Origin of the sequence: Ralstonia sp. OTU4908 (assembly GCF_038440115.1) — a bacterium.
GTDB lineage: Bacteria > Pseudomonadota > Gammaproteobacteria > Burkholderiales > Burkholderiaceae > Ralstonia > Ralstonia pickettii.
Genome location: NZ_JASATD010000014.1, coordinates 41,528 through 66,660, shown reverse-complemented (window position 1 = coordinate 66,660; position 25,133 = coordinate 41,528). Strand labels below are relative to the sequence as shown.

The 25,133-nt window shown below is 62.1% G+C and carries 28 protein-coding genes; 13 read left to right on the top strand and 15 right to left on the bottom strand.

What is annotated here, in order from left to right; genetic code table 11:
- Window positions 1-200: 200 nt before the first annotated feature.
- The 6 genes from AAHM38_RS14290 (at window position 201) to AAHM38_RS14265 (ending at window position 3,990) form a co-directional block, all read left to right on the top strand.
- Entirely contained in the window at window positions 201-515 is a 315-nt protein-coding gene (locus tag AAHM38_RS14290) for a hypothetical protein (protein ID WP_012435647.1), read from the top strand.
- Window positions 516-612: 97 nt separating this feature from the next.
- Window positions 613-1,041 (top strand): hypothetical protein, encoded by a 429-nt coding sequence (locus AAHM38_RS14285; protein WP_012435648.1) that lies wholly within the window; start codon window positions 613-615, stop codon window positions 1,039-1,041.
- Between the two features lie 8 nt (window positions 1,042-1,049).
- Window positions 1,050-1,817, top strand: coding sequence for a hypothetical protein (locus AAHM38_RS14280; RefSeq protein WP_012435649.1), 768 nt, complete (start codon window positions 1,050-1,052; stop codon window positions 1,815-1,817).
- A 17-nt stretch (window positions 1,818-1,834) separates the two neighbouring features.
- On the top strand, window positions 1,835-2,368 hold the full coding sequence (locus AAHM38_RS14275; protein WP_012435650.1) for a single-stranded DNA-binding protein: 534 nt from the start codon (window positions 1,835-1,837) through the stop codon (window positions 2,366-2,368).
- Window positions 2,369-2,605: 237 nt separating this feature from the next.
- A complete protein-coding gene (locus AAHM38_RS14270; protein ID WP_012435651.1) occupies window positions 2,606-3,682 on the top strand; it encodes a primase-helicase zinc-binding domain-containing protein in 1,077 nt (358 codons plus the stop codon).
- Between the two features lie 95 nt (window positions 3,683-3,777).
- Window positions 3,778-3,990, top strand: a complete 213-nt coding sequence (locus AAHM38_RS14265; protein WP_012435652.1) for a hypothetical protein — start codon at window positions 3,778-3,780, stop codon at window positions 3,988-3,990.
- A gap of 81 nt (window positions 3,991-4,071) precedes the next feature.
- On the opposite strand, the gene AAHM38_RS14260 is transcribed toward AAHM38_RS14265, so the two are convergent.
- The 3 genes from AAHM38_RS14260 to AAHM38_RS14250 form a co-directional block, all read right to left on the bottom strand.
- Complete coding sequence (locus AAHM38_RS14260) at window positions 4,072-4,209, bottom strand: hypothetical protein (RefSeq protein ID WP_012435653.1); 138 nt, start codon at window positions 4,207-4,209, stop codon at window positions 4,072-4,074.
- 117 nt (window positions 4,210-4,326) lie between these two features.
- Window positions 4,327-4,713, bottom strand: coding sequence for a hypothetical protein (locus tag AAHM38_RS14255; protein ID WP_012435654.1), 387 nt, complete (start codon window positions 4,711-4,713; stop codon window positions 4,327-4,329).
- Window positions 4,714-4,732: 19 nt separating this feature from the next.
- The gene (locus tag AAHM38_RS14250; RefSeq protein WP_012435655.1) at window positions 4,733-5,731 is read right to left on the bottom strand and encodes a PRTRC system protein D; all 999 of its coding nucleotides are present in this window, start codon (window positions 5,729-5,731) and stop codon (window positions 4,733-4,735) included.
- Window positions 5,732-6,910: 1,179 nt separating this feature from the next.
- On the opposite strand from AAHM38_RS14250, the gene AAHM38_RS14245 reads away from it, so the two are divergent.
- Window positions 6,911-8,098 carry an integrase domain-containing protein gene (locus AAHM38_RS14245; RefSeq protein WP_012435657.1) on the top strand — a complete coding sequence of 396 codons (1,188 nt, stop codon included), beginning with the start codon at window positions 6,911-6,913 and terminating at the stop codon, window positions 8,096-8,098.
- A gap of 9 nt (window positions 8,099-8,107) precedes the next feature.
- Window positions 8,108-9,265, top strand: a complete 1,158-nt coding sequence (locus tag AAHM38_RS14240) for a hypothetical protein (protein WP_012435658.1) — start codon at window positions 8,108-8,110, stop codon at window positions 9,263-9,265.
- A gap of 79 nt (window positions 9,266-9,344) precedes the next feature.
- Here AAHM38_RS14240 and AAHM38_RS14235 read toward each other — a convergent pair whose 3' ends face one another.
- The 12 genes from AAHM38_RS14235 to AAHM38_RS14180 form a co-directional block, all read right to left on the bottom strand.
- Window positions 9,345-9,467 carry a hypothetical protein gene (locus tag AAHM38_RS14235; RefSeq protein WP_012435659.1) on the bottom strand — a complete coding sequence of 41 codons (123 nt, stop codon included), beginning with the start codon at window positions 9,465-9,467 and terminating at the stop codon, window positions 9,345-9,347.
- A gap of 25 nt (window positions 9,468-9,492) precedes the next feature.
- Window positions 9,493-10,410 carry a DNA/RNA non-specific endonuclease gene (locus AAHM38_RS14230; RefSeq protein ID WP_012435660.1) on the bottom strand — a complete coding sequence of 306 codons (918 nt, stop codon included), beginning with the start codon at window positions 10,408-10,410 and terminating at the stop codon, window positions 9,493-9,495.
- A gap of 241 nt (window positions 10,411-10,651) precedes the next feature.
- The gene (locus AAHM38_RS14225; protein ID WP_021197366.1) at window positions 10,652-11,224 is read right to left on the bottom strand and encodes a Lar family restriction alleviation protein; all 573 of its coding nucleotides are present in this window, start codon (window positions 11,222-11,224) and stop codon (window positions 10,652-10,654) included.
- Window positions 11,225-11,304: 80 nt separating this feature from the next.
- Window positions 11,305-11,547: a hypothetical protein gene (locus tag AAHM38_RS14220; RefSeq protein ID WP_012435662.1), complete on the bottom strand. Its 243-nt coding sequence runs from the start codon at window positions 11,545-11,547 to the stop codon at window positions 11,305-11,307.
- 310 nt (window positions 11,548-11,857) lie between these two features.
- The gene (locus AAHM38_RS14215; RefSeq protein ID WP_012435663.1) at window positions 11,858-12,721 is read right to left on the bottom strand and encodes a hypothetical protein; all 864 of its coding nucleotides are present in this window, start codon (window positions 12,719-12,721) and stop codon (window positions 11,858-11,860) included.
- Entirely contained in the window at window positions 12,705-13,037 is a 333-nt protein-coding gene (locus AAHM38_RS14210) for a hypothetical protein (RefSeq protein WP_012435664.1), read from the bottom strand. Before AAHM38_RS14210 ends, AAHM38_RS14215 begins: the two co-directional genes overlap by 17 nt.
- Window positions 13,037-14,866, bottom strand: coding sequence for a hypothetical protein (locus AAHM38_RS14205; protein ID WP_021197368.1), 1,830 nt, complete (start codon window positions 14,864-14,866; stop codon window positions 13,037-13,039). The genes AAHM38_RS14210 and AAHM38_RS14205 overlap by 1 nt, the downstream gene beginning before the upstream one ends.
- A gap of 179 nt (window positions 14,867-15,045) precedes the next feature.
- On the bottom strand, window positions 15,046-15,816 hold the full coding sequence (locus AAHM38_RS14200) for a hypothetical protein (RefSeq protein WP_012435666.1): 771 nt from the start codon (window positions 15,814-15,816) through the stop codon (window positions 15,046-15,048).
- Window positions 15,817-15,855: 39 nt separating this feature from the next.
- Entirely contained in the window at window positions 15,856-17,223 is a 1,368-nt protein-coding gene (locus AAHM38_RS14195; RefSeq protein WP_012755744.1) for a hypothetical protein, read from the bottom strand.
- A complete protein-coding gene (locus tag AAHM38_RS14190) occupies window positions 17,223-18,443 on the bottom strand; it encodes a DUF1173 family protein (RefSeq protein WP_012435668.1) in 1,221 nt (406 codons plus the stop codon). The genes AAHM38_RS14195 and AAHM38_RS14190 overlap by 1 nt, the downstream gene beginning before the upstream one ends.
- An 11-nt stretch (window positions 18,444-18,454) precedes the next feature.
- Complete coding sequence (locus AAHM38_RS14185; RefSeq protein ID WP_012435669.1) at window positions 18,455-19,915, bottom strand: 3'-5' exonuclease; 1,461 nt, start codon at window positions 19,913-19,915, stop codon at window positions 18,455-18,457.
- A gap of 1 nt (window position 19,916) precedes the next feature.
- Window positions 19,917-20,351, bottom strand: coding sequence for a hypothetical protein (locus AAHM38_RS14180; protein ID WP_012435670.1), 435 nt, complete (start codon window positions 20,349-20,351; stop codon window positions 19,917-19,919).
- Window positions 20,352-20,523: 172 nt separating this feature from the next.
- Between AAHM38_RS14180 and AAHM38_RS14175 the strand changes: the two genes are divergently transcribed.
- The 5 genes from AAHM38_RS14175 (at window position 20,524) to AAHM38_RS14155 (ending at window position 25,128) form a co-directional block, all read left to right on the top strand.
- Complete coding sequence (locus tag AAHM38_RS14175; protein WP_012435671.1) at window positions 20,524-21,012, top strand: hypothetical protein; 489 nt, start codon at window positions 20,524-20,526, stop codon at window positions 21,010-21,012.
- 351 nt (window positions 21,013-21,363) lie between these two features.
- Window positions 21,364-21,738, top strand: a complete 375-nt coding sequence (locus AAHM38_RS14170; protein WP_012435674.1) for a hypothetical protein — start codon at window positions 21,364-21,366, stop codon at window positions 21,736-21,738.
- Entirely contained in the window at window positions 21,735-22,667 is a 933-nt protein-coding gene (locus AAHM38_RS14165) for an N-6 DNA methylase (protein WP_012435675.1), read from the top strand. Before AAHM38_RS14170 ends, AAHM38_RS14165 begins: the two co-directional genes overlap by 4 nt.
- Before the next feature lie 266 nt (window positions 22,668-22,933).
- Window positions 22,934-24,598 (top strand): PRTRC system ParB family protein, encoded by a 1,665-nt coding sequence (locus AAHM38_RS14160; protein WP_012435676.1) that lies wholly within the window; start codon window positions 22,934-22,936, stop codon window positions 24,596-24,598.
- A 44-nt stretch (window positions 24,599-24,642) separates the two neighbouring features.
- The gene (locus AAHM38_RS14155) at window positions 24,643-25,128 is read left to right on the top strand and encodes a PRTRC system protein E (protein ID WP_012435677.1); all 486 of its coding nucleotides are present in this window, start codon (window positions 24,643-24,645) and stop codon (window positions 25,126-25,128) included.
- The last annotated feature ends 5 nt before the right edge of the window (window positions 25,129-25,133 follow it).

Sequence of the window (25,133 nt, the reverse complement as noted above, 5' to 3'; positions counted from 1 at the left end):
GATGGAGCAACTCCATCTGGCTTCACAGCCGCTCAGCGCCATTCTCCCTTTCTGATTTGTCCCGGCTCAGCTTGTTTGCCTGACGCTCGCGCGTGAGGCAAGCACGTTGTTGCTTGCGGGATTCCTTGCTCATCCGAGCATCGAATGATCGCCTGGCAGCCGCCAGGAAATCCCTTGCCGCGTTTTCTGGAGAGAGAACCATGGAATCCCTGCTCAAGTTCGTCAATACCCCCTTTCGTCTGTTCTGCACGATGCTGGTGCTGTACATGGCCGCGCATTCGCATGCCATCGCCGTTGTCGTAGGCATCGTGTTCCTCTCGGTCATCTGGCATAGCCTGAAGAGCGAGAAGGCTGCACCGATCCCTGCTGCACCCGTCATCATCCCGCCGAAGCCTGCACAAGCCGAGGCGGACAAGGCCGCTCCCGCGGTGCGCCCGGCTGCCAACACGGCACGCTATGCGAAGTCCGCGGTTGTCACGCCCATGCTTCGCCCCAAGGCCGCCACGCGCCCTTGACCTCAGGCCTTCCCTTGGAAGGCGCCTTTAACCCCCTGTTGGTGGGAGTCTTCTCCCGCCAGCAGGTGGGGGGAGGCTGCCCCATGGAGAAGTCACCATGAATACCAATGCAGTCGCGTGGCAACTCGATTTCTTCGGGGATGCTGCTGCCGTAACCCCCACGCAACACAAGCAAGACCCTCTCCCGGATCCGGCCTACTGGTCCGACTCGGTCAAGGAGAAGATGGTCGACGCTCTCATCAGCCTCGCATGCGACAGCCGCCGAGGCGACAACATGCCCGAGTCCCTTATCGACTGCGCCGACATGCTTCGCGCGCGGATGCGCGGAACCCTCTATGACTTGGAGGATTACCGCATGACGCTCGGCTGGATCTTTCACTACTGGGACGGTGCGCTGCCGTACCTGTACGTGTGCGCAGTGACCGGGGTGAACCCCGAAGTCCTGCAGGACGTCATCCTGAACCAGCCTAGGCTGAAGAAGGATCTCGACGAACTGAGGCATTCGTTCTGCGGCACGCTGTTGTAGGAGGCCGCATGACGTTCCTCGAATCGCTCGTGAAGGTGCTCCTTCCCAAAGCCGACAACCCTCAGCGTCACGCAGACGCCGAACCCATCAAGGTTGGTGCTGGCGGCAACAACGAAACACAGATGACCATCAGCGGTGAGCCGCACCTGTTTCGCGATGAAGGTGATCGAGTCGCGCATTTCGTTGCGCTCTTCGAGAGCCGTCTCACCGAGACCCCGTTCGGTCCCAAGCTGCTGCCTGCCTTAATCCCCCATTGGTCTCTCAAAGCAGTCCACGAGGGCTTGAAGGTGACGGAGGTGGTGGCACAGGTCATTCAGGGCGGCGTCCAGCCTTCCTCAGTCAAGCAGGAGCCGACTCGCAGTGCGGCTGCCCCTAGACGGGCAGTGCCCGAAACGACGGAGGAAGCACCGGTTGAGGCCGATGCGCAGGCCCGCCGCGCACGTGCCCCTGAAGCGCGCTCGCGTGCCACCTATCACGGTCGCATCAAGTCGTGGGGCGAAGAGCGGTTCCCTGATCGCAAACGTCCCGGTAAGTCCTACAAGAATTTTGCGTTGAAGCTCGAAATGGCCTCAGGCATGGAGACGCTGCAGGGCGAAGGCCTGAAGGACGCAATCTCGGAGGCGGGCTGCAAGCTCGGCGACGCAGTTGAGGTCAAACGCCTTCGCAAGATCAAGGTCCCGGCCTTCGATGAAAAGAGTGGTGACCCCGTTCTCGATGAGAACGGCAACCAAAAGGTTCATGACAAGTGGCTGTGGTCCATCTCCGTAGCCCATTAACCAAAAGGTAATTCCGTATGGCTTCAGTCAACAAGGTCATCATCGTGGGCAACCTCGGTGCTGATCCGGAAACACGTTACATGCCCAGTGGCGACGCGGTCACCAACATCCGCGTGGCAACCACCGATCGCTTTAAGGACAAGGGTAGCGGTGAGATGCGCGAAGCCACCGAATGGCATCGCATCGCGTTCTTCGGTCGCTTGGCGGAAATCGCTGGCGAGTATCTGAAGAAGGGATCGTCGGTCTACATCGAGGGTCGTCTGAAAACCCGTCAATGGGAGAAAGACGGCCAGAAGCAATACAGCACCGAGATTGTCGCGGAGCAGATGCAGATGCTTGGCGGCCGACAGGGCGCCGGTGGTGAAAGTGAAGGCGGTGGTGGTTACTCGCGCGGTGGCGATGATACTAGCGGTGGCCATGGCGGTAGCCGCAGCCAGGCTGGAGGAATGAGCCGCAGCGCAGGCGGCAGTGGCCAGGGCAGTAGTGCACGTCGTCAACCCGCGCCGTCCAACGGCTTCGAGGATTTTGACGACCCGGACATCCCGTTCTAGTCCTGATCGACAGGGCTCATTTGTAGTTCTTCTCAAGCGCCTCTGGGCTTCCACGAAAGTGGAACCTGGAGGGGCAACTTCCTCTCCTGCGCCGGCGGTCGCTTGGCGCATCCCCCTTCGAATCTCACCCCCAAGACGTCGTGCTGAAAAGACGGTCTGCCCGTGCGGGCCGTCCTTTGAGCAAGCGTTCCCTCGCCTGTCTCAGGCATCGACCAACACTCCACCTGGAGTCATCCCATGAAGAAACTGAGTGAAATAGTGCAAAACTGGACGCCCACTCAATGGGATGCTCTGGTGAACCAATACCTGCCGGCGGCTTTCCTCACGGAGAGCTTCTGGAAGGGTAGGCCTGGCCCGTGCCCGATCTGTGGTGGGCACGATCGATTTACCTACGACAACAAACGTGGTCGCGGCGATTGGGTCTGCCGCAAATGCAACGCTGGTAGCCCCAAAGCCGGAGACGGCATTGAGCTCGTGTGTCGCGCGACTGGTATGTCGTATCACGAATTGACCTGCAGATTGAACGGCGAACCCGTTCATCCAATCGGTCCCTTGGTCAATCGGCCGGTCGCCTGTCGGCAAAAGAAGTCAGCCGATCCCGTCTGGAAGAAGCGCCGCATCCATAAGCAGTGGGATGAAGCAGTGTCTCTCACGCCAGGCGACCACGTGATGCACTACTTGGCCGCACGGGTTCCGGGGCTCCGGGCGCCGCGTCCGCAATCGTTGCGGGTTGCGATGCAGGACTACCTGTTTGAGGACGAGGTGATCGGCCGTTATCTAACCATCATCGCCAAATTCACCTTGCCCGATGGCCAGATGGCGACCGTGCATCGAACCTCGTTGGACCCCGTCAAGCCGATGAAGGCGACCATCATCAGCAAGGACGGGGAGGTATTGCCCGCCAAGCGCAATGACGTGTCGGCGTTGCCGCTCGCCGGCGGCGCGGTGCGGCTGATGACGCCTCGTAACGGTGAGATCGGGATCGCGGAAGGGCTGGAGACTTCCTACGCTGCCTACATGCTCTTCGGTGTGCCGATGTGGTATTGCCTCAATCGCGTGCTGGTCAGCCAGTTCGTTGTGCCAGAAGGTCTTGGCATCCACACCGTGCACATCTTTGCCGACTTTGATGCAGTGGATCCAAAGACGGGAAAGTCGCCGGGAATGTCCGATGCCTTGACGCTCGCCAAGCGCTTGCGTGCGGAAGGCTTCACGGTTGTCATCCATCGGCCGAAGCTGCGCGGTACAGATTTCTGTGACGAGTGGTGTGCTGAATATCAGTCGCGCGCTGTGCATCACGAGGCGGTTGCCGCCTAAGTTCGTTGCCGCCTTCGGGTGGCATTTTCTCTTTACTTCTGCCCTGTGGGTTCGTCCCACAGGGCGAATTCCCTGGGCGCATTCTGGAGTTCGCTATGCCCATGAAGGGATTCATTCAAGTGGTCGGAAAACTGCAGATCCACGCGATGCGCATTGTCGATTCGCTGGAGGTTCCAGCGGGCAAGTCTGATGCGCAGTGCTACCACGTCTTTCGCCGCAGCGACGGCGGCAGCATGGAGTTCGTTGGCAAGGACAGCGATCTCGATTTCGTCGAGACGTTCTGTCTGCAACGTGCATCGCTGCACTGATTGAAGTACCCAACCCTAACGAAAAACGCCCGGCACTGCCGGGCGTTTTTTTTCGCCTTCGATTCGTGATTCGCCGGGCCGTTACTCGTGGCCGACGGGCCGCTGGGCAAACCGGCCGAGCACGACGCGCGCGGCTTCCAGAATTGCCATGCCGGTGCCGGCGATCAACCAGAATTTGGCGGTATTGACGTAGTTGAGGTGAGCGAAGAAGTCAGCCATTTCAATGCCTCCTGAAGGGTGTGAGGTTACACGAACGCGGTTGCCTTTGACCGCTTGATGTCTTCAGGATACCCGGGCTGTCGCCATGTCAACCTTTGGCGCCGCTACGCTGCAGGGTTAGTTTGGAAAGAATCGCGCCATGGCTTCACCGAGGTGCTCGGCCATCGCCGTTGGCAGTCCATCAGGCGAAGGCGAGTCGGACTCGGACAAGGCGGCCGGATCGAAAGCGGGGGCGGGCGAAGGATTTGGCCGTGCCACAGACTCCGCGAGAGCGAACGGCGCTGGTGCTGCAGACACGAGTGTGGCGACAGCCGGTGCAATGGCCTGTGCCGGCACCAGATTTGTCTGCACCGCTTGCCTAGCCAGGAACGCGGTGTAGCCGAGTTCTGCCATGTGCCGCAGCGCGTGCGCGCGTTGTTTGGAATCCAGGATGCCGGCCAGATAGGGGAAGAGAGTCGGCGCGGTGACGGGCGTCAGCGTGACCTTGATCGAGAGCTTGTCCATGGTGGAATGGCGCCCCCGATTACTTCTGCTTCACCGGGCGCGTGCTACCAATGTCGTAGAAGCCGCTCACATTAGCGAAGCACGGGGAGGAAAGGGCATGGATGGGGGTGCGCGGGAACGCGGCACGAATGGCAGGCACATAGAGTGCGCTGCCGCCGCCGGCGAGGATGATCGCGCGGATGTCTTCGGTTCGGCCGACGCGGGTCTGGATTTCCTTGACGGCGAGCTGGCAGACGCTGCGCGCTTTTTCCAGATACGGCGTGAGATCGATCTCCTTGTCGAAGAACAGCATCGGCTTTTTGTCGCGCAGGCACTTGTCGATGCGCTCAATGCCGGTGACAGGCTCACCCTCGTCCTGCTCAATCAGCGATGCGATCTGCTGATAGATCTTGGACGAGCCGCCCGGTACGCCGCCGCTGCGATTGTCGTCCATCGTGAAGCCCTGGGCGACCACCCAATCGGTGGTGAAGTAGCCGACATCGATGACCAGGTGCGCGTTGTCGGCATCGAACTTGGTGTTCTGTTGGCGCATAAACGTCACCAGCGCGCCGAGCGGTTGCGGCAAGCAGATGACCGATCCGATCTCAACGGGTTCGCCCCCGAAATCAAGCGTTCCTGTGAAGCGATCGCGCAAGTAGGAAGCGTATTTCTGGGTCGTGTGAACGGGCAGGCCTAGGATCAGTTGGCCCACCTCCGATACCTGGGCGAGGCGCAGGGCGCCACCCAGCAGCGCGGCGTACTCGTCTTTGGTCACAAAGTCCTCCGACAGCGTGCGGCCGGTCTGACCATATGCCGAGGAGAGCGACACACCGGGGCCGACTTCGTATTCCACGCCGTCAATGGCAATGGTGATTACGTCGCGCGCTTTGAAGAAGCCGTTCCCGTGGTTGGCAAGCGCGCGTGGCGCGGCTTGCGGCGCGAGGGACGGGAACATGTTCAGCTTGGTCTCGGAGCCCATCGGGAACGCGAACTTGGTGTTTCCGTATCCGACGTCGACGGCAACGGTGGCGGCTTTCATGGTGCAGACCTTGTGTTGGGGCGGAGCAGCTTCCGCCGGGGCAGTGGAATGACGCGTGAGGGCGACATGACACGTAGCTCCCCCTTGCGGGAGACGTAGATGTCACGACGAGCTGGGCGAGATTGGTCAGCCTCTGCTAGTGACACGTAGCTGCACCGTGCGGTGCACGTGAGTGTCACGTGGTTCAGCGCATAACCGATCGGTGCCCGCCGGTGACACGTAGCTTCCCCTTACGGGGTATGTACGTGTCACGTCGCCTTACGTTGGGACTGTACGAGGCTGCGCCGGCTGTTTGATGGAAGAAAGCCCGTCAATCTTGCGTAGCTTTCGTGCGGCGCAATTCACTGGGCTGCCCTATCCTTGAGTCACCACACGCGTCCCCCGACGCATCGATAGCTCCGCGAAGACCGCGGAAACTCAGGGTGAGCCGGCGACCAAGAGGTTGTTGGGCACCAATGTTCGTGCCGGATAGTCATCCGGCATTTTTTTCAAGCAAATCAAGTGGATGGGGCCGGAGAGTGAGGCCACCGGACACCGCGATACCAAAACGATCAGCGCGCTGGCTGTGAAGCTAGACCGCAGTGCGTACAAATCCGAAGCCGAACACCGAACAGTGTTTGTGGATGGAACGCGATAAGACGCACCCGTTCAGCCAGAGGGCTGGGCACGAATCACAAGGCCCGATACACAGCGGCGGAGATGGTTCGGCTTGTGGGTGGGATACGAGAGCGACCCGAGCAAGGGTGACCGCACGTATCTGAACGTGACGACCGGTAGGCGCAGCCGGCACCAGAAATGCGCAAGGAGAATCTCACACCAGGGCAAAAGCCTGTGGGCGAGTGAAGGCCGCGGAGTCGCGTGCCTTGCTCGTGTCGGCAGGAAGGCGTCGCAAGATGCCGGCCGGTGTGTAGGCCGCGAAGCGGTGAGTCAGCGCGCAAGCGCAGGCTCGCTGCAGGACGGACAGTCAGAACGCATTGCTTCCATGCGTCGGGCTGATCGATTGGAATCGCTAAAGGCGGGGAAGTTGGGCCTGGCCGGGGGAACCGGCAGCCGACCGTGGTGGGTCGGGTAAAGGGGAAGCCAGCACGGGGGTGCGGATTCCGTGAGTGCGGCGCGGTTGCCGGCGGGGAAACCTGCGTCGAGGACGTGCGCGCTGCGCAACCAATACTCGGAGTCACGGTGCAGACGCGCATCAATCTCAAGCCGATCCTGGCGAACTACTCGCTGCCGGAACGGTTCAAGTCGGAATTCGCGGTCTTGGCGGGCGAGAACCTGCACAAGCCGCACAGCCAGACCCGCGTCAGCGGTCGCGCGCTGTCGTCGATCTCGCAGAAACAGCGCGCGCAGATGTTGCTCAGTCTCGCAGTGGAGCTGCGTGAGGGCGGCTTCACCATCATGTCGCCCTACAACCTGGCGGAGAAGCACCTGCGATGGTTGGTGCAGCGTTGGGTGACAGAACGAAACCTCGCGGTGGGCAGCGTTGAACTGCGCCTCTCACACCTGCGCGCGCTGTGCTCGTGGATGGGCAAGACCAACATGGTGGGCGGCATCGATGACTACGTGGAGAGGCCGGCAGGCTACACGCGCAGCTACGCCGCCGAGACCGACCGTTCTTGGGACGGCAACAACATCGACGCGCTAGCCAAGATCGAGGAGATCGCCCAGACGGATGCCCACGTCGCAATTCAACTGAAGCTTGAGGCAGCGTTCGGGTTGCGCGCGAAGGAAAGCTGGCGACTGCGCCCAGCGCGCGACCTACTTCCATCGGGCTATCTGCACGTGCAGGACGGCACCAAGGGAGGCCGGCCGCGACAGGTGCTGATCGAGTTCGATTGGCAGTACGACCTGCTTGCGGAGGCGGCTGAGTTGGCCGCGTGCACGAATCCCGAACGGGGCTCCCTGATCCCGGCGACCTATACGCAGGTGCAGTGGCGCAGGCGCTTCTATACCGTGCTGGAAAAGCACGCCGTGACCAAGCGCGGCGACGGTGTCACCGCCCACGGTCTACGACACCAGTTCCTGCAGCAGATGTACCAACGGCTGACCGGTGAGCAAGCGGCCATCAAGGGGGGCGCACGCGTTCTCGACCGTGAAGCGCACAAGGACGCCATGACGCGGGTGGTGGAAGCCGCCGGCCACAGCCGCAAGGAGAAGGCCAACGCCTACCTGTCGACGCATTCCGCGATCGCAGCCCGGAGCCGGCCCGTCGTCACACGTGAGATGGCCGTCGCGGCGGTTGCCGCGGCCAATGGGGTCAAGCTGAAGGCGGCAGAGGCCCTGGGCATTTCGCGCCCCGCACTGTATCGCCTGCTTGCCAAGCCCGCCGAGGCGGGTACTGCGGCCGGCCATCGGCACTTCACGGGATGAGGTCGTGCGATGACTGAAGATGACGCAATGGCCGATGGCGATTGGGATACCTACCTGTTTCCAGAGCCAGAGCTGCGGGCGTGCACAGACGAAGAACTGTACACACTCATCCGAGAGAACCTGCCAAACGCGACCGCGGAGACTGACGGCACCGACCTGTTGACGGACGTGGCCATCGATCACGCTCAAGACCTGATCGAGCAGGCCCGCGATTTGCTGCTGGCTCGTGGGGCTGCTATCTCGCCGCAATGGCGCGCAGCGCTCCGCTTCCTGCGGTGGCCGCTGAGCCCAGCGGAAGTCACGGCCAACCAAGCTCGGCGGCTTCGCGAGATCGAGGAGGATCGGCTTCGGCGGGCGCACGCCGCGAAACTCGGGGTGGACATCCTCCAGGCAATTCGGACGGTGATGGACGGCGGCCGGCTACCGCTCTCCCTCTCGTTAGAGGGGGTGACTGTCAGCATTGGCTGGGGCCTGCGGACATCGGATGGTGAGCGCAGGAGCATCAGCCCCAGTGGGGCCGAAGTTGTGCGTATGCGGGACGCACTTGCCGCAGCGGGGTGCTGCCACTGTCAGATCCACGGCGCGTCCCAAGATGGGATTCCATTCGAGGAGGCGCCTACGCCGGAGTGGTCTCTCAACTTCAGTGTGCCGACGAATCGTGCCGGGTGGGATCTGCTGAAGCAATGGTGGAAGGAAGGGCGGTTCAGCCACGCGCCACACGTCTGGATGTACCGGCCAGAACTTGGCGACCCCGAGTTCTTCTGGCACTGGCCACTCGATGCGTGTTGGCCGGGCAGCGCACCTGCGTGGCGGCGCCTGTATGGGCATCTTGGTTACGTCGACCTCCCTTGGGTGCGCTTTCATCGTCGGGTGCACGGCAATTGCTGGGAGCGCGACGAAGTGAGAGTGGAATGGGCTGCAGGAGAGCTCCGGTACATCGAGTGCGCCGAAGAGGCTGACCGAGAGGCTCAGCGGTTGATCACGTCGGGCGAGATACTCGCCTACAAGATCTCGGCCAGAGCTGCTATGGACGCACATGCCGGTGCCGGTGCCGGTGCCGGCCCGGCCCCGGTTGTGCGATCGCGACTCGCAGAGCTGCTCGCCCGGGTTTGCGGAATGCTTGGGCGTTCGTGCTCATCGGGCGCGGCCGACCCAACGAAGAACTGATCGCGCGCTAGACGCGTTCAGGACAAATAACGCAAAAGCCGCCAACGGTGTGGCGGCTTTTGCGGGATTGGTCGGCGGGTTAGAACGGCGGGCTGGTCCCGGCGATGTAGGAAAGGTACAGCGCGACGGCCACAGCGATCAGCCAGAAGCTGACACGACGGCCCAGGGTTTGGGGAGATCCGTACGGTTGTTGGGCTTTCATGGGATGCCTCCATTTAGATTCCATCTTAGCGAACGGCGGCGCTGATTGCGCGGGCCAGCCGCCATACGTTGGGAACGCGGGCCACGGCAGTCGGTCCGACATCTTCCACCTCCGCTGCCGGCGCGCGGCTCAAGAGATCGTTGAGGGTGGTCTGCCGACCAGCCTTCTCGTGCGGATGCGGGGTGGGCGGCGGCAACTCCATCGCCTGATCGCGCGTCGCGGCCGGCAGCCGGGGGAACGGGTCGACGCCGGTGAATTGTGCGAGTTTGGCGATGCTGACCACCGCATATTTCGGCGTGGCATCGTTGGGTGCGATGTAGGCTGCTGCGCCGACGCCCGGGACGTAGATCGCTTTCCACAGATAGTCGGGTACCCGTACATGTTCGTTGAGGTAACGGGCCTTGCCGTCCGTGAATGCTGGGCCGGTCACCACGTAGGCTTCGCCGGTCTGCCGTACCAGGCGGCGGGTCGACGTCTCCAGGTGGCTCCACATGCGGCGGTTGCTGACCGAGTTCTGCGGGACGACGTTGGCCAAGCTGAAACTTTCCTGTTGCGATGCCAGGTCGCCGAAGTCCCCGCTTGGCGACATGTGGCCACGGTCAATCTGGACGTGCGAGCTACCGTGGTAGTCCTGCAGGGTGGCGCGGGCGGTTGCCGGCAAAGACGTCTCTTCGAAGAAATCGCTTTCGCGCGGCAGCTCACGCGCCTGGTTCACCGCCTGCGCGGTCAGGTGTTCGGCTGACCACAGCGGTGTCCGGGTCGCCGAGGACACGAGCACCGCGTAGGCGCGGTAGCAGAGCAGGTGGCTGGCGCCAGCGTGCTTGCTGGACAGCACCTTCGGTTGCGCGCCGTCCGCGACCGATGCGCCGCAGTGATCGGGAGAGGCGCCGGCGACCTGGAGGAATGCAGAGAGGGCAACGAAGAGCAGGGTTTTTTTGAGCACGGCAGTTGGGATCCGGGTTGACCTAGATCCATCGTGCCTTGTAACGGGCAATGTCAAGTACCCGAAAGCGAGAGCTTCTGCGGGCCGATTTGCGTGAAGGGTTTGGGAGTGCTGGGCACGGAACGAGATCCGGCCGGCCAAAGCATGGCCGTTACCGCACGGTCATCTACCGCGCGTCGACGCCATCGTCAGTTGGAAGGTCAGCGCCTCGCCGATCGCGCGATCATGGTGGCGAGGGGCGCTAGTCGAGCTGAGGCTCCAGGGCATCCACCGCACGCGCGACGAATACGTCCATGCGCGCGAAGGCATTTTCTTCGCCTTCAACCAGTTCGGCGTCGAACGCGTCGAGTGGTTCGAAGCGGATCCAGGGACGGCCATCGACGTAGATGACCTTGGCCAATCGCACGAGCTTGCGATACCGGCCGGCGTCTTCAAGGACGGTGGCCATTGGTACTTCCGCGGCGGCGGGGGAAGCGGGCCTGCTGAGCTGGGCGGCCATTGCCGCGAATATCGGTCCGCGGGTTTCCCAATCCATGGCATTGCGGGCGATCGCGTCCAGCAGCATTGGGATGTCCACCGGCGTCAATTGGCGACGCGCGATCGAGGCCAGCTCGTGTTGATCGGTTGGGCGATACTCGACGCGTCGGTTCCAGATCAAAGCCAGCTCGTCGTAGGCCGCTTCTTTGGAGGTTCCGATTTGCACGGGCGGCGTGCCAATGCCGCACTGTGTACACACAATGACGGCCTCCTTTCGGCCAGCGAAGAACCTGGCCCGTCCGCCGCAGTGACCACAGCCGATCAGATCGTCAAACATACCGTTGGGTCTCGATGATTGGATTTTAAGTCCGGATTATGCCTGTCGCCGAGTTTGTTGAACCACCACTGCAGACGGGTTTATGTTGCAGCGGCTCCAAAATATGCGTGAGACGTCGCCAAAATCCTGATGGCGGCGCTTTCCATGAAGCCTTGGATGATGGCTTCAGCCTCGGCGCGGGCGCGGCCGAACGCCCAGAACTCGTGCAGCCAGTGGCCTCCTGGGCTGTCTGGCCCCTGCTGGAGGCCGATGGACAGGGCGCCGCGCACGGCGATGATCGTTTCAGGGTGGGGAAATTCGGAGGAGAGATCTGCTGGGGGCATGTACTACGTTATTTGGTAAAGGCCAACTTCCTCACTGCGCTTTTGAGGAATGGCTGGAGATAATGCGGAGAATAGCTGGGCGGCACCAGAATGTATGTTCATTGTGCGTGCCGATTGTTGCTGTTGTGCGGGATCAAGTCAGCGAGGCGACGTGGACGGCGCCGCGGGTTTGAGCAACTGGTCGAGCATCCGGCAGCGAAGCTCGCAGGCTGCTTTGCCCCAGGCGCTACCGCTCTACCTGTGGCGTTCGGCGAAGGGAAGGCCGGTCGTCGGGCTGCGACCACTGAAGATGCTGCGGAGGTTGACGTGCTCACGCATGGCCGCCGCCGCCCACCGGGGCGCTGGCATGTGGCTGGCCGGGAAGGCTGGGCCACATGCTGCTATCCGCTCCGGAAATGTTCGTGTGCCAGTTGGCGAGTGCCGCAGCGGTCGTGATCGTGTGATGCAGCGCCTTGTCAACGTTGCCGGCCTGCAGGTACATCATGGAGCGGGTTTCGAGGTGGCCAACGAGAAAGACCCAGTCCGCTGGCGACTTGTCGGCGTCCTTGGCAGTTCCCCAACGCTGGCGCTGGTGGGCGGCTTCTTGCACGACCCCGCGGGCAAAGTCATGCAGCTCGGGGCTGTTGAGCAGTTGCTCTGCATTCAGTGCCCGGGCTCGCCAGTGGTCGAGCTCTGCGATCTGAGGGCGCGTGATGTCGAGAGAATGGCGCAGTGCATGCCAAACATGCGAATCCAGAGATCCCCGCTTGTGCGCGTAGACCGACTGGGCGAGCACCTTGCGATCCGAAGTGCAGCGGCGCAGTGTCACCCAGGTGGAGCCGTCGTCATCGGCCACACTGATTTCCCAGCCGGGAGGTAGCCATGGCGCGGCATTGTTGGATTTCTGGCATGCCCGGCAGGGAACCTTGCCTTTGTACACCGTCAGCTCGCTACCGAAGCCGTGGCAACTCGCACATGGCGCCTCGGGCATTGCCGTTGCCGCCGGCGTGGTGGTCGATTCCCCTTGTGGCCAGCCAAGAGCCTTCTGAGCCCGGTCAAAGGCGGGGCGGACGGTATCCGGAATGCCGTCTTCCTGGCCCGCCCACCATTGCACTGAAAGAACGAGGTCGGCAAGCAGCGTCATGGCTTCGTGTTGAGTTGTTGCCGGGGAAGCGTTCTCATTCGTCTGCTGCATCGTTGACCTCCGTCGTCGTTGCTGTGCTGTGTGGAGCGGCCTTGCCATTGCCTCGTTGGTAGCCTGGACACCCACCGCCCGAATAGTCGAAGCCGGAGCAACCATCGGTTGCGTGTGGGCACAGCGCGGCGCCGCATTCCTTGCTCATCGGGAGTACCTTGTGGCCCCTTGCCTTGTCGATCGTCAGCTTGGTGCGCGCCTCGGCTGGCGTGAGCGAGCGCCCGGTGGCATCACGGAAGAGGCCAATGTAGTCGTCCGGGTACGTGCTGCTCCGCACGAAGCCCTCGATGTCCAGGTGTATATGGAACCCCCACATCAGCGTGGGCCCTCGTCTGCGTCAATCGACGCAGCACCGGGCGTATCGCGCAAAACTGTGTGGCCATCGGCGTCAGCGTTGGCCGTGCCGACTCCGTCAGCGCACAATCGCAGCTCCTGGGGTCCTGGGTAGAACTCGACCACGTCGTAGCCATGCTCCTTCCAGTCGTCGGCGATCGCCTTGCTGTCGGTGATGGGCACGCACACAGCGGGATGCGTCGTTTTCCAGATCGCGGGCCGTGACGTGTCCGGCCGGCCCTTGTCGGCCAGCTCGTCATCCACCGCCGTTGGCCCCAGCCACTGAGAGCCCTCGCCGGGGCACTCGACGTCCCAGGCGAGCAGTCCGTCCTTGTAGGGCACAACGGCGACCTCTGCGTCGTGACCACCGAAGAACTGCTGCAGGCTCTCGGCCTGGCGGAGGGTGATGAGCAGCATGGGGCGCCGCGCCGGTGTAATGCCCGCAGTTTGATGATCGCGGATTCGCTGCAGCACAGCGCGGGTGCGGGGTCCGCAATGGCCTTCGTCGAGACACCAGTCGATCTCGGCAGCCAGCGCGGCATTGTCAACCTCCAGCGTCGCCGGAACGACAGGGGCGCCACTCAACGCCGGTGGCCACGGCTCCGGCATTAGGTGCGTGACGTTGCGTGCCGGCTCGGTACCGGGCTCGCCGTTGCGGTCCGGATCAAGCTCGTAGAAGTCGGTGGCCTTCAAGGTATGGAACCGCTGGCCACCGTACAAGGGGTACACCTCGACTTCACAGCCACGGCCTCGGAAATGCTTCGCGGTGTCGTCTGCTTCACTGCGCGTGCGTACCAGCAATACTTTGTATCCGCTCACAGCCACGTCGAACGCCCTCGGCTCGCCCTGCTGTAGGTCGGAGTGGTGGGGGCAATCATCGTTCGTGCACTGAAACTCCTCGCCCATCTCGGCCAGTGCGCTTTCGATCGTCGGATATGCCGCTGTGTCCCAGCAGCCCGGGTAGTGGATCGCCGCCGCCAGACTACTGCCCAGGACTTTGCGGACGGCGGCCAATGCTCCGTTCCAGCCTTCGTTGTGGTGCTCGGTTGCAAGATAGGCTTCCGTGCCGCTCCTATGCGGGTTGTGATGTTTTTCGCTCAGCATTGCGCTTGTTCGCTGTGGTTTTCTTGAGGTCCGGCCGAACGGCTGGTCCCCATTCTGAAATGGGCTGTCAGGAGGCAAGGCACCGCAACCGTCCTCATGGACAAACAGCTCGTGAACGCCGCGCAGCGCGTCCATGACGCCTTTCGCATGCGCATCGGACAAGGCGATGGCGCCAGCTGGCGCCTCTTCCTCGGCTGCGCGCCTCTCGCGGTCCACAAGGTCCAGCATGGACAGGCGACGTATCACATCGTGGCCGTCAATCTGGCCGACGACCCTGATGGCGGCCAACATGTTGCGAAGGGTGGAGGGTTCACCGGCACCGGCACAGTCCGCGGGAACTGCTGCCGCGGGTGGCATGCTGGCTTGCGGGGCGTCGGCACGCCGCCATTTGTCGAACTCTCGAAGGAAGACCGTGTCGGCGAGCAGGCCAGCGATTGCGTTGGCAATCAGCCCGCGTTCCCGTGGAGTCGGGACATGGGACCCCAGCGTGCCGTGTAGCTGGTATCCGGACACAAACTGGTCGACCACCGCTTGCACCGGCGCGTACGCTGGTTCCTGTCGGTCAGCATCATCTACGGCGGTCACCGCATTCAGCGCGGAGTGGTAGCCGCAACGAAAGCCTGGCACAACGAGTGCGCCATCTGGCACGCATTCGACGCAAGCATGATCGAGGGTGCGGTCTCTGCTGAGCAGAATCCATTTCGCCATGGTGAGCGTGGCGTTCGCGCGGGCGCGGCCATCGGGACCGCATGCGACTGCAGGGCTGGAGGATGCGGAGGTGTTCATCGTCAATTGTGTGCGAGGCGGCTGGCCTCGGGTGGCAATGGATTCAGATCAGCGTAGCCAGCCCAGTACAAAGTCAAGGGATGGCACCAGCCGCTCGGTGGTCATGCCGTCGCGAGTTGCGCGTCAAGCGTGTCGAGTGCCGGAACAGGCAAACGTGGCGAGCCAGTGGTCGGCCCAGCGCGAGGGCGTTCGGTCGACGCGTCGAAGGCCGCCGATTTGTCGCGCGTCAGAAGCTCCCCCAAACGAGAGGGAAGTTCTGCCAACACGAACGCGCATAGGTTCGTGTCTTGATCATCCAATGCACTGGCCGCGCGGCGCCGACCGTCGGTGCCGGCGTTCGAGCGCCGGCAATGTCGATCCCCAGCGCCAGCCATCCGAGCCAGTAGCGGCTGCGCTTCGGAGGGAACCGGTGCGGCGCGATCCTGCACCACCTGGAGCACCCGCAGAAGGTCTGACGCTTGCTCACGTGCGCGTTCCAAGTCAGTGAGGTAGGCCCGCAGGTGGGCAATTTCAGCGTCGAATTCCTTCAATTCCTGGTAGCGGATCTGACTGAGATACGCCGTAAGCGCGTATTGGAGGATCGACAGCGACTCACGGGTTTGCTTGCGGGGAAACACCGCAAGGAATTTGCGCCCGCGGTGGAATTCCGCGATGACGTCGGAGGTCATGAATGCGGGGAGCCTGACCTGAAGCGAACGAACAACCGACCGAGAGACGGCCGGCACCAATATGCCGACCTGCGCGGCGAGATAGGCCGTGCGAATACGCTGCGCAGCACAGAGCTGTGAGTGCACCCGGTCGGCACGACGGCTCAGTGCCGACAGCGCCTTGGCCAGCGTGCTTTGCGCTGCGTCGATCAATTGCTCTGCCATTCCATCCTCCGATGTCGTGTACGCCCGGGAGTCAGTCGTTCAGGCCACCTGCAGGTCGCCGGCGGCCAGCGCTGGCACGCGTGTCACCATGAAGCGGCGCACCGCGCGCAACCCCTGAGCCGAGTAGAAGGCCTCATTGGCCACGGATATCGGAAGCGCAATTACGTAGCAGGGATTGCCGTTGGCAAACTGGATCTGGGTCGACCCGTTGGGCAGCGCCACGTTGTGCTCGCGCCCACGCAAAAAGACGACTGCCACGGTGGGTTTGCCGGGCTCCTGAAACAGTGCATAGGTGGGTTGAGTCGCCAGCACATCGGCCGGCAGGCCCGGCTCCTCGGGATCGCCTGGGAGGAAAACGCGCCGCTCGTCGGACCAGACGTAGATGCGAAGCGCGCCGGCGTGGCGCATGCCGTCGGGTGCCGCGCCGTTCCACCAATCGCATAGAACGCGCACGGCCGGGTCAGCCTCGTAGTCGCTGCCACGACTGGGCATCTCGCCGCCGGCGGCTGTGAGTGCCTTCACCAGTGCGTCATAGTCACCCGTGACCGTCTGGTTGTCGCAGGCCTGCTCGAGGTCAGCGCGCCGGCGCTTCTTGGCCAGTGAGACCGGAATGCCGTGGAAATCAGCCAGGCTCGTCAGGTTGATGCGCTCGACGATGGGCCGATCTGCATTCCAGATGCCGGACAGCCATTCGTCCGTGCGATACAGCAAAACGAATTTTTGGCCTGCATCCGTTTGCGGAGTGGCCGCGAGCGCCTGTTCGAGGTCGCTTGCCGCAATCTCTGACTCCTTGAACCAGCCCAGGAACGCATCGTCGGGCTGCATGAGCATCAAGAGATCCAGGATCAGCCCTACCTCTTCCGGGTCGCAATAGAGCGACGCAAAACGAAGAGCATTGCTTTCGAGGTTGGGCGAGCGCATGACGACCCCGTACACGCTCTTGTCGTCCCGCTCGCTCAGCACCAGCACCGGCCAGTTCGAGAGGCTGTCCTTGGCAGTCAGGCCCCACTTGACCGGCCAGCTGTCCTTGAGCACGTCGTGCTCTGCAAGGTGCAATTCGGCGGACCGGAAAGGCGATTGGGCCAGCAGCTCGCGCACGATGTCGTCGGGCTCGGCAGCGAACGTGCCGGTAATCGGAACCGGGCGCGCCAATGCATAGTGGACCGTCGCGCTTTTGACATCGCTGTCGTTCGGAACAACGGCCACGTAACGGAACAGGCGTGCGGTGCCGGTCACCCTGTCATGCTGGTCAAACAGCCAATCACGAATTGCCAAGCATTGCGTGTCTTGCATGGGGGGTTCCTTGTTGACGATGTTACCGGTCATCGCCGGCGACTTGAGTGAGCTGAGCGGGGCGCCTGGTTGCATGCGTGCGCCATCGGCAGAGCGGTTCAGTGGAGTCTTCATCACCGGTCTCGATGTGTCGGCGGGAGGCGGGTGTCCGCTACGGGGTGTTTGTTCGGGTTCCATTCGACCAACCGGATACCGTTGGTCGCGTAGTACTCGCGCTTTTCCTGCATCCGCCGGTCGTACTCGCGGTTGCCGGTCATGCCGAGCACTTCGATAACGGTGCGCTGGTCGACATCCTTTAACTCGAAGTCCGGGTGGACTGCGGCGGCGCCCACATGGCGCAGTGGCTTCTCGAACCTGCGCTGCAGGCGAATCAGGTGGTCGGCCATGACTGCCTCGTGCGACGAGTCGCATGGCAGGAAGGACGAGTTGGTCAACATGGCTGCCATGTCGGCGACGTGCAAGTAGCCATTGGCGGTCTTCTCGACGGCCAGGACCGCCACGCTCCGCAAATCCTTGCGGCCGAGACCGGCCAGCGCAGTCGCGTAGGAGCGTGAGACCTTCTGAAACAGCGCATTGGACATGAAATACCGCTGGTGGCTTTGGCGCAGCACCAGCATGCCGCCGTGAGCGCTCGGTTTGAACTCGCCGACCTCGCCGATGATCAGCCCCCGGTGCGTCGTGGTGCCAGCAGTGGTCAGCCGCGCGACGAATGCATCGAACTCGGCAAGGATCTCGGCCTTATGTTCCGGGTCCCACCTGCGCATGATGTGCAGCACATCGGCTGCCGGGCGGCCGTTGATTTTCGCGTCGGCGAACTCGGCACTGAGCATGGACCAGCATGCATTCCAACCGCGGTATCCCTGATCGGCCCACGCGTGCAATCCAGCCGCCTCCCAGGCGTATTCGAGAAATGCGAGGAGAGGTGCCGATCGGCGATGCGCTCGCGGCGCACTGGAGGCCTGGGGTGATCGCGGGCCAGGCTGGCCGGTGCCGGGCTGTGTAACCTCCAAGGACAGATCAAGCTGAATGAGGTGCTTGCCGTTCCGGGTTTGGAATGGGCCCTTGGTTCTTGCCGTCGCCGTGGCGTGGCCTTTGCGTTCCTGAAACGGGCACCCCTGACGATGCTTGTAGTTGGCATCTGGCCAGCGCGCCAGGATGAACGCCGACCGGAGGCGCCGGATGACGAGCTTCGGCCGAGGGGCATGCTCTGTGCAGCCGCACTCGGCGAACCCTTGAATTCGCTTGGCGCGCTCGAGCTGGGTTGTGTAGCGGCCCGGGTTCTCCAGCACCTCAGCAAGGTCGAAGTCGGACGGGCCGATCCGGATCTTGATCATGGTGTGCCCCTTTACACCCCGGCATCCCGGAACATTCTGTGCATGTCAACTTGGATGGCAGTGATGTCCAGGTTGCGCTTGGCGCGCGTGAGTGCGACATAGAGGAGGCGCTTCTCTTCCGTGTCCATCGTGTACTTGCCGTCGTCGTCCGTCTTGAACCTGAAGTCGCCGGCAATGCGGACCGAGTCGTACTCAAGGCCCTTGACCTGATGGATGGTCGAGACCACGTAATCGGCTTCGGACTCTGGGCTGACAGTGCTAAGCAGCTGGCGGACGTAGGGGATGCCTTCATCGTCGATCAGCTTGACGAACGGCTTCAGGTCTCGCCCGGCAAACGAGTCGGCGTAGTCCTGCACCTCCGACCAGTTGGCGAACAGGGATAGCGCGGTCGGATAGTCGGTCCGCTGGCCGCACATCAGCCGTTCGGCGCCGTCCAGGAAGGCCATGATGTCGCGGATATTGGCGCGGATCGCGACCTTTTCGCCGCGTTGGAGACCATCGGCGACATAGGACAGCACCGTTGCATTCTTGCGGCAAAGCACGGCGTTGACCTTCAGCTCGCTCGGCGAGATGTCCTTGTGGATACGCGATGCAATGCTGGCCTGGCCCCTGACGGGCACTTCCTCGTCCATCGTGCGCAGGATGCGGGTCGCCAGCGCAGCGATCGGCTCGCCAAAGCGGAAGGACAGCGTCAGCGCACGCTTCTGCGCCTTGATGTGGTCCATCGCGTTGACGGCACCGCGCCACTCGTAGATCTGTTGGTACGGGTCGCCGACATAGATCACCTGGGCCGATTGGCGTCGAAGCACCGAAAGCATCAGGCCGTTTGCGTCTTGCGACTCATCGAATAGGATGTAGTCGGCAGGGATGGTCGGCCGGCTCAACTGCCACAGCTTGACGTACACGTCGTGGGAGATAGCGCCCGGGGATTGGGGGTTTTGTGATTCCTCCCAGAGCTTGACGACCGAAGGCAGCAGCGCATGGCGTAGCGCTTCAGCCGCTTGCTCGGTGATCAGCGGATCGACCGGGATGTGCCAATCGAGCGGCGTCGGCTTGGCAGAGCCACAGAACCTGGCCAAGCCGTCTCGCACCATCCGGCCAAGCTTGGCGGAGGTCAGTTCAAGGTTCTTCCCGATCGTTGTCGGGACCTTGATAGGCTGTAGGCCGAATCGCTCTGCGAGGAGGTAGTTGGGCTCCAACGGATTACGGAGCTTCCGGGTGATGTCGGCCGATACGGATCTGTATGCCTGGGAGTTGACCGTTCCGCACCGCACGGACAAAGGGAACTTGCGCTTGGCCTCCTCCGCAATGAGGCGATTGAAGGCCAAATAGACACCACGAGCCCGCCCTTTGGCGGTCGAGACGAGGCCTAGGGTGGAGGTCTTGCCGGCGCCCGCACGAGCGTCAACCTTCAACGGTTCGCCATCCAAGGACGCATCAACGACAGCGGTTTGCTCTTCGGTAGGCTGCATGTCAGGCGAGGGTCAGTTGTGTGTCAACGAGAGACGCGCGAAACGCCGCATCCCTCTCCCGGATCGCCGCACGGCGGCGCTCGCCCTCGCCGGTTTGCTGCTCAACTACATAGATGAAGTTGTTGGGAGTGGTGGGGCCACGCCATGCTCGCCACGCTTCCTGGATGTGGGCACGAACGGCCGCCGGTTGGGCGAAGTACATGCTGCGACCTTTGCGCCAGTGTTTGGCCTGGAGCGCGCGCATACGCAGCTCCAGACTGTCGGAACGACGCTGGCGCAGGGCGATTTCGTCAGCGACGGTGCGTTGTGACTCGGCTATGTGCTCGGGAAACAGGGGATAGCGCGCACGCTCGCGGGCCTGCTTGCGAGCGAAAGCGGCCTCGCGGCGCGAGGTAAAATCGATCGGGTAGTAACGGAGATAACGTGTGAAGCGCATGTCGGAAAACCATCGGGATATGGTTCCAAGTTACCGGCATGGCTGCGAAGTCAATGGCGCCGGTTGAGCGAACTGGCCGGTACGATTTTGGGGCGGGCAACGACGATCGAATCAAGCAAAAGCTCGATATTCGCGTGGGCTTTCGCCGCATTCCCACACCACAGCACACGACATGCGAGAAGTTGAAATAGGCGGCCGCCCAAAGGCCGAACCCTGCTCCCAGTTTGGGGAGGCTGAAGACCAGGCACTGGCCAGCATTGAGGCGCAGGCCTTCGCGCGCATGCTGGATCGCGTCTTCTGGTTCCCGGAGCCGCATGTGCTGCGGTTCGAGGCGCGCGTGCATTCGGATTCGCAAGGCATACACCACACTGTGGTGGGGGTTGTTGGGCACGGCGGCGAAGCGTGGTTCAGCGAGGACCTCATTCCAGCTCGTTGGGACTATGTGGCGTTCAAGGAGATTGGCTGGAGCGTCTCCAAGCTACTACGCAACAAGCTCATCGCTGACGGCGTGCTTCGTGAGGACGCACCGGGCCTGCTGGCGGGGTTGATGCCAGACTTCTCAGGGATGCAAGAACCAGAGGAGAAGGACCACTATCGCTGGGCCGTCGTCAATCGCTTGCGGAGCGCTGCAATGACGCGGCCGATGCCAGGAAGGTGGTAGCGGGCTGGGCGCGCGTGCGCGCAGCTGCTGGAAAATGCAGAGCAACTGCGATATTCTGAAACGGTTTGCCGCGTCTACGACGCATCGATTTTGACCGCCATCTGGGCGGCCTACATCTTGTTTCCCCCACAGCTGTAGGGTCCGGTTTCATCTCCGACACTGCACGTGTCGGCCTATCGTTCGCATTCTGCGGCCGGTCTTTCCCTTGAACACCTGAGCGAACTTCGCTACGTCGCGGTGTGCCTACGCACGCCGATTCGTTAGCGCTGGTCGGTCAGGTCGTTCCATCTTCTTCCCCGCTGGGAGCCGTCCCAGCAGGGACGTCTCTCGTCCATTTTCTGGAGACGTTCCATGTTCAACGCCGTTATTCAGCGTTTCAAAGAAGCACAGCTCAAAGCCTTCGAAAGCTACCTGGTGGTGGCTCGTTTCGAACAGGAGGCCTTGCCAATCCTCGATCCATCGTTGCGTGCAACGCGGATCAGGAAAGAAGCTGAGGTAACACACGAGTTCGAGCTGTTCTGTGTGCGAATTGCACGTGCTGTTGTGGAGACTGTGCGCAGCAATGCTTCGACTAGTGTGGCATCGACTATCGATGTGGAATCGGAACTCCGGGTCGCTGAAGCCGACATCAAAGCCGCTCTGGCTATTGGCGCGGTCCCCGACATGGATGCCTTTTGCGCATCGCTGAACCAGCGCTTCAATGTGCGAGTTGGGGCTCTGCAATGAGCAGGGCAGCACAACGCCGGCACCTGGAGACCGCCGACGAACACCAAAAGGCCTTGGTCGATTTGATCAAGGCCTTCGGGTACCGTCACCGCGCAAGCGATGTGTTCTCCGACTTCGTTGAGATGTCCGCACTGAGCCTCAGCAATGCGGTCGATCTCGCTCAGCGAGACGGCCGAGAGGCTCGGTACATGGAGATCGTCAAGAAGTACACCAAAGAAGAAGTGGACCAGTTCCCGAAGATGCTTGGCCACCTCGTGCTCACTTACGAGCGCCGGATGACTGATGTCCTTCCCGGGTCGCCGGCGCCGGTCAGAGTCGCCGGTGGCTTTGGCGATGTGCTTGGTCACACCTACATGCTGCTTGAGCTGGGCAACGATAGGGCGGGGCAGTTTTTCACGCCCTATTCGGTATCCAGCATGATGGCTGCGATGCAGGTCAATGACCATGATCCGGACGTCGCGGAACATGGCTTCATCACCGTGATGGAGCCAACCTGCGGCGCTGGTGGCATGGTGATCGCAATGGCGGAGGCTATGCATCAGGCGGGCCACAACTACCAGACGGCCATGCATGCAACGTGCATCGATATCGATCCACGGTGCGTACACATGACGTATGTGCAGCTGGCCTTGCTCCATATCCCTGCGGTTGTCATCCTTGGCAACTCATTGATGCTTGAGGAGCGCGAGGTTTGGTACACACCAGCGCACGTGCTTGGCGGGTGGAACCGGAAACTGGCTGCGCGTGAGCGTAGCCAGGAAACCTCCCCGCCCGTTGATTCCGAACGCAATTTCGTGCCCGCAGAAATGGGTACGGTCCTGTCGATTCTGGAGGCGATTGAACCGCCGCAAGCGCCGGCCATCATTGAAGCGGTGCCGCAACAGCACGCTGAAATTGCCCGGCAACGTGAGCAATTGTCGTTGTTCTAGGTTGGCCACTGGCCGGCCTCGCGCAAGAGCGGGTCCCCATCTGCGGAGGGGGATCCGCTGTCTGGCACCGCAGACGTGTTTCCGGTATTCTCAAAGCTCACTCCGCGTCTTTGACGCATCGATCTCCTGATCGCAGGACGCGCAGCGTCTCGCGGTTGTCCGAGGGCCAGCGGTTCGGTGGCCCTCGCTTTCATTTTCCATCCCATCGGGAACCTGTTCCCGGTGCGGCAACGGGTTCCCCTTTTCCATCCCTGGAGAACCCACAAATGCAAGAAAACCAACAGAGCGTCACCGTCAAACTCGGCCAAATCCGGCCGGGCAAGAACCCCCGGAAGTACTTCGATCCCGCGAAAATGGCGGAGATCACGGAGTCCATCCGTGAGGATGGCGTAATTCAACCTGTACTGGTGCGCCCTCTTGAGGACGGCACCTACGAACTGGTCGCTGGCGAGCGCCGGTACCGTGGGGCGAAAGCTGCCTGCGGTGACGATTACGACATGCCCGTTGTCATCCGTGAGATGACGGAAGGGGAAGCGCGCCGGCTGGCGCTCATCGAGAACGTTCAGCGCGCCGACATGGCGCCGTCTGAAGAAGCCGTTGCGGCCGCGGACATCGTTGGGGACCTGAAAGGTGACCGCGATGAAGCTGCCCGCCAACTCGGCTGGCCGCGATCGACCCTCGACCGCCGGCTGGCGCTAATGAACTGCAGTCCTGCGGTGCTGGACGCGCTGAACACGCGTTCCATCCAGCTTGGGCATGCCGAGCTGCTTGCGACCCTGACGAAGGAAAAGCAGGACCTGTTCTTGCCGATCATTCTGCAAGAGAAAAAGACGGTGGCGGACCTCAAGAAGGCCATCGAACAAGCTGCCTGCAACCTGAAGGACGCGATCTTCGACAAGAGCGAGTGTGCGACATGCGCGCACAACTCGGAATTGCAGTCGGTGATGTTTTCCGAGGCGATTTCCTCCGGTAGCTGTACCAACCCGACCTGCTACAAGGGCAAGACCGAGACGCAGCTGGAAGGTATCTCGTACGGCCTGAAGGACGAATACCCGGTTATCCGTATCGTCCGCGCTGGCGACAACCACACGCGCGTGCAATTGCAGGTGGAGGGACCGACGGGAGTCGGTGCCGAACAGGCGAAAGCATGTCACGGCTGCCAGAATTTCGGCGCCGCGGTGAGTGGTCTGCCGGACAGCCTGGGCAAGGTCTTCCGTGGTCAGTGTTTTGATCCGTCCTGCAATGCCAAGAAGGTTGCAGCGAGGATCAAGGCCGAGCGCGCTGAAGCGCCGTCTACTGTTAAGGGCCCCAAAGCCGCGCCGGCCAAGGAGGGCGCGGACAAGGGCGGAAAGGCCGAACACGCGGCCACGTCGATTGCCGAGTCGGACAAGGTGAAGACCTACCGACAAGGGGTGTGGCGCAAGGCGCTACGCCGGGAGGTGGCGGCCAACGAAGCAACGGCCAACCACTATCTCCTCGCACTTTCGCTGTCCGGTCATGCACGCACCATCACCAGCGACAAGATGGGGACGCTCTTTGAACGGATCGCGGACGAGACCAGCTCTCCCACCGATCTCTCGAAGAACCTTATCTCTGTGGCCGGCCTGGCTACTGACAAGCGGCTCAATCTGACGATCTCGCTCGCGCTTGCCGCGATCGAAGGAATCGATGTGCCTGTCTTGACGTCGCTCTGCAAGTACCACGCGCTCGACCTGACCAAGCACTGGAACCTTCAGAAATCCAAGGATTTTCTGGAACTCCTGACCAAATCGGAGTTGAAGGCTCTCGCCGACGAGCTGGGCATGCGCAACGCGCTCGGCGATCGCTTTTCCAAGCTGTTCAACCAATCGAAGCTCGAAGTCATTGAGGCCCTCCTCAAGGTAGACGGGTTTGACTACACGGGCAAGGTGCCCAAGGTCTTGAAGTTCTGACCACGCCTCGCTTCCCCATCCCATTCATTTTCAAGGAAATCCCTATGTTTCAAGAACTGGTGCCGCTCGTGAAGGCGAGCGACAAGGTTGTTATCACCCTTTCAATGCAGGGTGACGAGATGACCGTGGTCGTCGCGCCGACCGTCAGCAAGCCGGACGACGCAGCCCTGGTTGCGCCGATTGCTCTGACGGCCACGCCGGCGGAGTTGGATGCTGAGTTTGCCAATGCGATCGGTGGTGTGACGCAGGCCCGCCAGGGTCTCGCCGAACAGGTCGAGTCCACGAAGGCGGTGATTCAAGCGGCTACCGCTGCTCAGTCGAACAAGGCGACCAAGGCCCTCGCGACATCCAATCGCGCCAATCCGAAGTTGCCGGCGCCCAAGTCGAAAGGCATGGACGACGACGATGACGATGGTGTGGTCGATGTTGAGGTCACTGAAACGACGTCCGGTAGCACGAGTTCGTCAGCTAAAGATGCGCAAGGCGACAAAAAATCGTCTGGCACCTCCCTCGCTGATCTGCTCGGTTAAGGAGA

What these genes read in the sequence shown, in the direction of transcription:
- AAHM38_RS14290 (WP_012435647.1), top strand. Translation starts at nt 201, where the DNA reads ATGGAATCCCTGCTCAAGTTCGTCAATACCCCCTTTCGTCTGTTCTGC.
- AAHM38_RS14285 (WP_012435648.1), top strand. Translation starts at nt 613, where the DNA reads ATGAATACCAATGCAGTCGCGTGGCAACTCGATTTCTTCGGGGATGCT.
- AAHM38_RS14280 (WP_012435649.1), top strand. Translation starts at nt 1,050, where the DNA reads ATGACGTTCCTCGAATCGCTCGTGAAGGTGCTCCTTCCCAAAGCCGAC.
- AAHM38_RS14275 (WP_012435650.1), top strand. Translation starts at nt 1,835, where the DNA reads ATGGCTTCAGTCAACAAGGTCATCATCGTGGGCAACCTCGGTGCTGAT.
- AAHM38_RS14270 (WP_012435651.1), top strand. Translation starts at nt 2,606, where the DNA reads ATGAAGAAACTGAGTGAAATAGTGCAAAACTGGACGCCCACTCAATGG.
- AAHM38_RS14265 (WP_012435652.1), top strand. Translation starts at nt 3,778, where the DNA reads ATGCCCATGAAGGGATTCATTCAAGTGGTCGGAAAACTGCAGATCCAC.
- AAHM38_RS14260 (WP_012435653.1), bottom strand. Translation starts at nt 4,209, where the DNA reads ATGGCTGACTTCTTCGCTCACCTCAACTACGTCAATACCGCCAAATTC.
- AAHM38_RS14255 (WP_012435654.1), bottom strand. Translation starts at nt 4,713, where the DNA reads ATGGACAAGCTCTCGATCAAGGTCACGCTGACGCCCGTCACCGCGCCG.
- AAHM38_RS14250 (WP_012435655.1), bottom strand. Translation starts at nt 5,731, where the DNA reads ATGAAAGCCGCCACCGTTGCCGTCGACGTCGGATACGGAAACACCAAG.
- AAHM38_RS14240 (WP_012435658.1), top strand. Translation starts at nt 8,108, where the DNA reads ATGACTGAAGATGACGCAATGGCCGATGGCGATTGGGATACCTACCTG.
- AAHM38_RS14235 (WP_012435659.1), bottom strand. Translation starts at nt 9,467, where the DNA reads ATGAAAGCCCAACAACCGTACGGATCTCCCCAAACCCTGGGCCGTCGT.
- AAHM38_RS14225 (WP_021197366.1), bottom strand. Translation starts at nt 11,224, where the DNA reads ATGTTTGACGATCTGATCGGCTGTGGTCACTGCGGCGGACGGGCCAGG.
- AAHM38_RS14220 (WP_012435662.1), bottom strand. Translation starts at nt 11,547, where the DNA reads ATGCCCCCAGCAGATCTCTCCTCCGAATTTCCCCACCCTGAAACGATC.
- AAHM38_RS14215 (WP_012435663.1), bottom strand. Translation starts at nt 12,721, where the DNA reads ATGCAGCAGACGAATGAGAACGCTTCCCCGGCAACAACTCAACACGAA.
- AAHM38_RS14210 (WP_012435664.1), bottom strand. Translation starts at nt 13,037, where the DNA reads ATGTGGGGGTTCCATATACACCTGGACATCGAGGGCTTCGTGCGGAGC.
- AAHM38_RS14205 (WP_021197368.1), bottom strand. Translation starts at nt 14,866, where the DNA reads ATGGCGAAATGGATTCTGCTCAGCAGAGACCGCACCCTCGATCATGCT.
- AAHM38_RS14200 (WP_012435666.1), bottom strand. Translation starts at nt 15,816, where the DNA reads ATGGCAGAGCAATTGATCGACGCAGCGCAAAGCACGCTGGCCAAGGCG.
- AAHM38_RS14195 (WP_012755744.1), bottom strand. Translation starts at nt 17,223, where the DNA reads ATGAAGACTCCACTGAACCGCTCTGCCGATGGCGCACGCATGCAACCA.
- AAHM38_RS14190 (WP_012435668.1), bottom strand. Translation starts at nt 18,443, where the DNA reads ATGATCAAGATCCGGATCGGCCCGTCCGACTTCGACCTTGCTGAGGTG.
- AAHM38_RS14185 (WP_012435669.1), bottom strand. Translation starts at nt 19,915, where the DNA reads ATGCAGCCTACCGAAGAGCAAACCGCTGTCGTTGATGCGTCCTTGGAT.
- AAHM38_RS14180 (WP_012435670.1), bottom strand. Translation starts at nt 20,351, where the DNA reads ATGCGCTTCACACGTTATCTCCGTTACTACCCGATCGATTTTACCTCG.
- AAHM38_RS14175 (WP_012435671.1), top strand. Translation starts at nt 20,524, where the DNA reads ATGCGAGAAGTTGAAATAGGCGGCCGCCCAAAGGCCGAACCCTGCTCC.
- AAHM38_RS14170 (WP_012435674.1), top strand. Translation starts at nt 21,364, where the DNA reads ATGTTCAACGCCGTTATTCAGCGTTTCAAAGAAGCACAGCTCAAAGCC.
- AAHM38_RS14165 (WP_012435675.1), top strand. Translation starts at nt 21,735, where the DNA reads ATGAGCAGGGCAGCACAACGCCGGCACCTGGAGACCGCCGACGAACAC.
- AAHM38_RS14160 (WP_012435676.1), top strand. Translation starts at nt 22,934, where the DNA reads ATGCAAGAAAACCAACAGAGCGTCACCGTCAAACTCGGCCAAATCCGG.
- AAHM38_RS14155 (WP_012435677.1), top strand. Translation starts at nt 24,643, where the DNA reads ATGTTTCAAGAACTGGTGCCGCTCGTGAAGGCGAGCGACAAGGTTGTT.